Source organism: Sphingopyxis sp. SCN 67-31 (assembly GCF_001725095.1).
The window spans coordinates 111,301-117,859 of the sequence record NZ_MEFH01000053.1 but is presented as its reverse complement, the minus strand read 5'-3'; the positions used below and the strand labels follow the sequence as shown (position 1 = coordinate 117,859).

At 63.7% G+C, this 6,559-nt stretch carries 5 protein-coding genes; 3 read left to right on the top strand and 2 right to left on the bottom strand.

Annotated features, from left to right (window positions below):
* On the top strand, positions 1-346 hold a 346-nt coding region (locus ABS88_RS08200), incomplete at its 5' end, for a hypothetical protein (protein WP_286749597.1).
* Between the two features lie 342 nt (positions 347-688).
* Here the strand turns inward: ABS88_RS08200 and ABS88_RS08195 are convergent.
* Together ABS88_RS08195 and ABS88_RS08190 are read right to left on the bottom strand one after the other, a co-directional pair.
* Positions 689-1,360, bottom strand: coding sequence for an alpha/beta fold hydrolase (locus ABS88_RS08195; protein ID WP_076073654.1), 672 nt, complete (start codon positions 1,358-1,360; stop codon positions 689-691).
* Positions 1,361-1,477: 117 nt separating this feature from the next.
* Positions 1,478-3,178 carry a DUF885 family protein gene (locus ABS88_RS08190; protein WP_076073656.1) on the bottom strand — a complete coding sequence of 567 codons (1,701 nt, stop codon included), beginning with the start codon at positions 3,176-3,178 and terminating at the stop codon, positions 1,478-1,480.
* On the opposite strand from ABS88_RS08190, the gene ABS88_RS08185 reads away from it, so the two are divergent.
* Positions 3,177-3,575 carry a hypothetical protein gene (locus ABS88_RS08185; RefSeq protein WP_286749595.1) on the top strand — a complete coding sequence of 133 codons (399 nt, stop codon included), beginning with the start codon at positions 3,177-3,179 and terminating at the stop codon, positions 3,573-3,575. The genes ABS88_RS08190 and ABS88_RS08185 overlap by 2 nt on opposite strands.
* 64 nt (positions 3,576-3,639) lie before the next feature.
* Positions 3,640-6,483, top strand: a complete 2,844-nt coding sequence (locus ABS88_RS08180; protein ID WP_158682036.1) for a TonB-dependent receptor domain-containing protein — start codon at positions 3,640-3,642, stop codon at positions 6,481-6,483.
* Positions 6,484-6,559 lie beyond the last annotated feature (76 nt).

Genomic DNA, 6,559 nt, shown 5'->3' with positions numbered 1-6,559 from the left:
AATATCGCGTTCAATCAGTTGTGATGATGTCCGGTTCATGATGCCCCCTTCCCAAGAATTTCCCGCGCTCAAGATGGGAACAAAAGGAGGTATTATAAGGGCATTAACGAGAACATTGTCGCTGAAAATGCACGGGCTGTCGCAATTTTCTGGTTGTCAGGCCGGAAGCCGGGCAGGAAGCTGCGGGGGTGCATTGCGCGCGTTTTTGGGCGGCGTTTCTGGTCCAGTACCTGTAAACTCCATCCCTGATATGATATCGCAATTCACTGTTATCGGGCAGCGCGTTACCTGTTCGCCGCGAATATTTTCCCTGTTATGCTGGAAAAAATTCCCTGTTATTTTTTAAGGAATTTTGTCGTACTGTTCGCATAACATTAAGTTATTGCACGAGTTTTCTGCTTTTCCTTGGTCTGAGTTCCCGCCAGAAAATTGATAGTTTCCCTGTTAATTCCTTAGAAACAGGGAATTTCCGACGGAGACCCGTTCGCTCCAGACTGCGTGGCGCGCCACATTCTCTTGGCCGTCGATCCCCCTGCCGTGGGTTCTGTCGCGACTTCGAATATTCGCGCGACCTCGCCTGGCTGGGCCGGACCGATGGTGGCGTCGACGCGCTGGCGCGTATCGACCGTGCGCCTGTTCGTGTCGAGCCGATCCCCTTTGCCGGTCAGCGATCCCCAAGCGCTGCGGTTCAACCATTCGCGAGGTGCCGGAACGCCGCCTCGAGCGCCGCCATGAGCCGCGCCGGCCGTTCCAGAGGTATCAGATGGCCGGTCCGATCGATGATCGTCATCGTCGATTGCGGGATATGCTCGTGCAGCGTCACGCTTTCCTCGACGGACCTCAGCTCGTCATTGGCTGCGGCGACGACGAGCGTTGGGCACCTGATCTCGCCGAGGCGCGCGGTGTCGTCGTCGCGGCGGAGCCGGGACTGGCGATCGAAGACGTCGCCGCCCAGGCGGCTGCTCATCTGCTGGACGCGCGCGATCAGTTCGTCGCTGCGATGCGCCGGATGAAGGGAGCGGCTGACCGCGCCGCGGCTGAGTTCGCGAAAGCCCGTCCGGCCCAGCTGCGCGGGCGCGCGCGGGGCGCTGCTGCGGGACGATGTCGCGATCAACGCAAGGCCAAGGACCCGTTCCGGCGCCCGATACGCGATCTGCCGGGCAACATATCCACCCATCGAAAAGCCGACCAGCAGGGTGGGTTCGGTCATCGACCGAACGGCGCGGTCCGCCATCGCCTCGATCGAACCGTCCTGCGTCGTATCGGCATCGACGATATGGCCGAGCCGTGCAAGGCCGGGACGCATATCGCTCCACAGGTCGGCGTCGAGCATGAAGCCGGGAACGAGAAGAATATCCATCGGCCCGCTTTGGCACGGCCGATGCCCTTCGTCACCAGCGCGACGCGCAGTACCCCATTACCACGCCCCGGGGGCGCGGTTTCGGCTGCGCCCTCCGCTGCGCGGGTGGTGCGGCCGTCAGTGTGCGCTGCCACTCAGCGTCGACAGCGGGACGTGCCGCCAGAGCTGGCGAATCTCGTCGTCGTGGCCGGTGAGGTCGTACCGCAGCAGCGAGACCGGCAGGCGGCCGGTGTTCATCAGATAATCGTGATAGTCGCGGATCGAGAATTTGTCGCCGAGCTGCCGCTTGCGGTCGACGAGCAGCTTCTGCAACTGCATCGCCCCGATCGTGTAGGTCATCCCATAGCCGGGGGGACGGCGGATATAGATGCCCGCGTCGACGCGCGCGACATTGTCGTCGAGATAGGGCGTCCATTCCTTCCAGAAATTCATCGTCTGCTCGACGCTCATCTCGTTGCGCTGCATCTTCACGTCGCCGATCGTGCGCGCGGCGCGGAACAGGCCAAAGATGTAGATGAGCTCGCGCGTCCGCGGCCGGTCGTCGAACAACCCGAGCTGGAGCGCGGTTTCCTCGAGGTAGAAGCCCCACCCCTCGGTCCGCCCGCTGTCGCTGACGAGGCGGCGGATCGGGTGCGTCACGCGTTTGCCCGTCATGCCGTCGAACCGGTGCCCCGGGAAGGTGGCGTGAAGATGGTCGGGCGAGGCGTCGCGGAACTGCACCTGTTCCCAGAACATCGGGCCGTTCGGCCGGACGATCCATGGGGCGTTGAAGCCGACCTCCTGATAGCTATCCGGAATATAGTCGGGGATCGAGATGATCTCCTCGTCGCGCAGCCATTTGCGGATCTTGGCGTCGGTCCCGGCGAGCTGAGCCTCATATTCCTCGGCCGATCCGGGCAACTGCAGCTCGGGCAGATTGCGGTTGCGGTGCCGCTCGGTCGTGTAGTTCGCCCAGTGCCGCTCGAGCTCGCGCTCGGCGAGCGTGACGATCTGGTCCGAATCATAGGGCATCAGCCGGACGTTCTTCAGGAACCAGTCATAGGCGGGCTTGCCGACGCCGGCCTGCGCGGTCATCGTCGGCCGCGATGCGACGAGCCAGTCGCGAAAGCCCGCGATCGCCTTTTGCGCCGCGTCGATGTCCCCCACCAGTGCGGGCTGCTGCGTCGCGGCGCGTCCGCGCAGGTCGGCGAACCAGCCGATCAGCCCCTCGGGCTCCACCGCGCGATAGGGCATGCCGTGACCGACGCCGTCGCCATGCGACAGGCTGTGGATCGCCAGGTCGGCATAATCGGCGGCGACCGAATCGAGATTGACCCGCGCCTGCGCCAGATAGGCGGGAATGGTCCGCAGCCGCGCCCGGAACGCCGTCAGAGCGTCGCCCTTCAGCGGCAGGTCGGTATAGGCGAGGCGCTGCAGCTCGTCGACATACATGCCCGGATCGCGCGCCCACGGCTTGGTGACGTTGAGCGTGAAGTCCATCAGGTCCATCTGCGCGCGGACGGCCAGATAATCGACCTGCCGGTGGCGGTCCCAGCGCGCGACCCCGAAATCGTGCAGCTTCGCCTGAAAGGCGCGCAGCTCGGCGCGGCGCTTCTCGACGGTGGCGGGGCTGTAATCCACCACGCCGTTCACGGCTGTGGGCGTCTTCCATTCGGTGAAGGCGGCGAACAGCGTGACGAGATCGTCGTAGCTGCCCTGGCCGTCGGGCGGGCCGTCGGGACCGGGCGCCGCCTGCTGGGTGGCCGCCGCGGCTACGGGGATCGGGCTGCTCGCGCCCGCCAGCAGCGCCGCGATGGCCAGGATGGATGCCTTGCGCATGGATCGTCTCCTCCCGTGTATCTGCCGTGACCGGGCCGGCAGTTTCAATTTAGTTCTAAAAACGCGTGAATTTGGTTATGATGTAATGCTTGTGGCGCGAGGTCAAGAGACCATTTTCTGCTGGGCGACGGCATCGGCGGCGGCCGGCGAATTGCAGACGCCGCAGCAGGCAGCGGGCGACCGCGATCGTGGCATGGACAGAGCGATCTTTCCAATACATCTTTATATATCAGCATATTATCTGCTTCTCACCCTTCGGCAGAGTGAAAAGGGTCTCTCGTCCGGGAAGGCTGCTTGCTTCAAAAGTGACAGTTTTCACATTTTTTTATGGCGCGGAATTGACTGTCGCTTCACATTATGCTCAAAATCACGCAACTGTTCACGGGAATGGCGGTAATCAATGCCGGCGACCGTGGAAGTCACAGACGGGTTTCCAGTTCGGGGAGTTTAGGAGCATGGATATGAAGCGGGTTGCAGGCATTCGGGCGGGATTGCGGGGCGGATCGGCGCTCTTCCTGTCGATGGCGGTAATGGGGACGGCCATGGCCCAGACCCCGGTTTCCGAAAATGACGGCATCGCCGACGACAGCGCGGGCATCGTCGTCACCGGGTCGCGCATTCCGCGCCCCGACGTCGATTCGAACAGCCCGGTCAACGTGGTCGGCGAGAGCGAGATCAAGCTGGCGGCGACGGTCGAGAGCGAGCAGCTCCTCAACGCGCTGCCGCAGGCCGTCTCGGGGTCGGGCGCGCAGTCCAACTCCGGCAACGGGTCGGCGACGGTCAACCTTCGCAACCTCGGCGCCGTGCGCACGCTGGTCCTCCAGAACGGCCGCCGCATCGTCGGCGCGTCGCAGGACGGCGTCGTCGACCTCAACATGATCCCGCCCTCGCTGGTGTCGCGGGTCGAGGTCGTCACCGGCGGCGCTTCGGCCGTGTACGGTTCGGACGCGATGGCGGGCGTCGTCAACTTCGTCACCAAGGACGATTTCGAGGGACTCGAGATCGGCGGCTCCTACGGCATCAGCGACGAGGGTGACGCGCAGCGCTACAACGTCGACCTGACCGTCGGCGGCAATTTCGCCGACGGCCGCGGCAATATCGTCTTCCACGGCAGCTATTACGATCGTGCGATGGTCAAGGGCGCGGCCCGCGATCATGCGGTCGTCTATCTGGCCGACGCCATCGTCGACGGAAAGCCGGTGCTGATCCCGTCGGGCAACGGCGTGACGCCGCAGGGCACGATTTTCAGCCCGCAGCTGGTCGGCCTCACCGATCCCTATGGCAACACCATCGGCACCGCGGGCATCTTCTTCGCGCCCGAGGGATGGCGCGCCTATCGCGCGAGCGACGGGTTCAACGACCGTCCCTATACCAATCTGCAGATGCCGATGCAGCGCTGGCAGGGGTCGGTCATCGGTCATTACGACGTGACCGACGATGTCACGGCCTTCTGGGAAGGGTCGTACGTCCACAGCAAGATCAACTCGACGCTGGGCGCCGTGCCGATGAGCAGCTCGGGCTTCATCCCCGGGTTCCAGCTCGACCTGCGCAATCCCTATCTCGCGCCGACTCTGCGCGATTTCCTGAGCGCCAACATGGATGCCGACGGGGATAATCTGGTTCCCGTGAACATCAACCGGCGTCTGCTCGATGGCGGGTCGCGCACCAGCGACCAGACGCGCGATTTCTATCGCTTCGTCGTCGGCCTGCGCGGCAATCTGACCGACCGGCTGAAGTGGGAGGTCTTCTACAACCAGGGCGAGACCAAGGTGACCGACGTCCAGGGCGGCGGCGTGCTCATCGACAATTTCGCCAACGGCTTCCTGACCGATCCGACCGATCCCTACAAGTGCGCGGTCGCCGATCCGAAGTGCGTCGTTCTCAATCCCTTCGGCCTCAATTCGCTGACGCCGGAGATGATGAACTATATCTACACCGACCTCACCAACATCACGACGATCCGGCAGAAGCAGGCCGGCGCGAGCGTGACGGGGTCGCTCTTCTCGCTGCCCGCCGGCGACGTCGGCATCGCGCTGGGCGCGGAATATCGCAAGGAAAGCTCCGCCTTCGATCCCGATCAGCTCTATGTGCAGGGCAAGGCGCTGTCGCGTGCGGCGGGGCTCAGCCCGACCGCGGGATCGTTCGACGTCTCCGAACTCTATGGCGAGCTCTATGTGCCGATCCTCGCCGACATGCCGGGGATCCAGCTGCTCGCGTTCGAGGGCGGCCTGCGCTACTCCGACTATTCGACCGCGGGCGGGGTCTGGTCGTACAAGCTGGGCGGTGAATATTCGCCGTTCCGCGGCCTGAAGCTGCGCGGCCTCTATCAGCGCGCGGTGCGTGCGCCGAACGTCGTCGAACTCTATTCGGGTGCGACGAACACGGCGCCGCAGGCGGTCGACTTCTGCAACGCGACGCCCGAGCGCACGGCGGCGGAGCGCGACTTCTGCGTCAACTCGCTGGGCGTTCCGGGGGCCGTCATCGACGTGTTCCAGCAGGAAAACCAGCAGATCCGCGCGATCACCGGCGGCAATCCGAACCTTCAGGAAGAAACCTCGGACACTTGGTCGGTCGGCGCGGTGGTTCGTCCCGACTTCGTCCCGAACCTTCAGTTGACGGTGGATTATTACAATATCCGCATCAAGGACGCGATCGGATCGTTCGGCGGCGGCCTGCAGTCGGTGATCAACGCGTGCAATGCCAACATGTCGATGAGCAACATCTTCTGTCAGCCGCTCAGCAAGCGGACCCCCGACGGTCAGCTCTATGACGTTGCGCTGCTCAACGCGAACATCGCCAACATGAAGGCGTCGGGCATCGACTATCGTATCGACTACCGGCACAGCCTGGGTTCGGGTAGCCTCAGCTACTATCTGGCGGGCACCTATCTGATCGATTCGATCACGCAGGGCAGCCCGATTGCGAACCCGGTCAATTGTGCCGGCTTCATCGGCGGCGGCAGCTGTTCGACGGCCAACCCCAAGTGGCGCTTCACGCAGCGCCTGACCTGGGAAGTCGACAAGCTGCAGCTTTCGCTCCGCCACCGCTTCATCGGTTCCGCGAAGGATGGTCGAATCGCGGGAGCAAAGGCTTCGGGCGCGGCGATTCCCTTGCTCGCCGTGCCCGAAACCGGCGACGTCCATTACTTCGACCTCAGCGCCAACTATGACGTGATGGACAATTTCAGCTTCTTCGCGGCGGTCGACAATCTGTTCGACCGTGATCCGCCCTACTACCTCTACGAGCGTGAAACCTACGACGCCATCGGTCGCCGGTTCACGATCGGGTTCCGGGCGAACTTCTGAGTGGAAAGGCACCGGCCGCGGCGGCATCATTCCGTCGCGGCCGGGCCGCCGTGCGAAGTGCGTTCAAGCTGGGGTT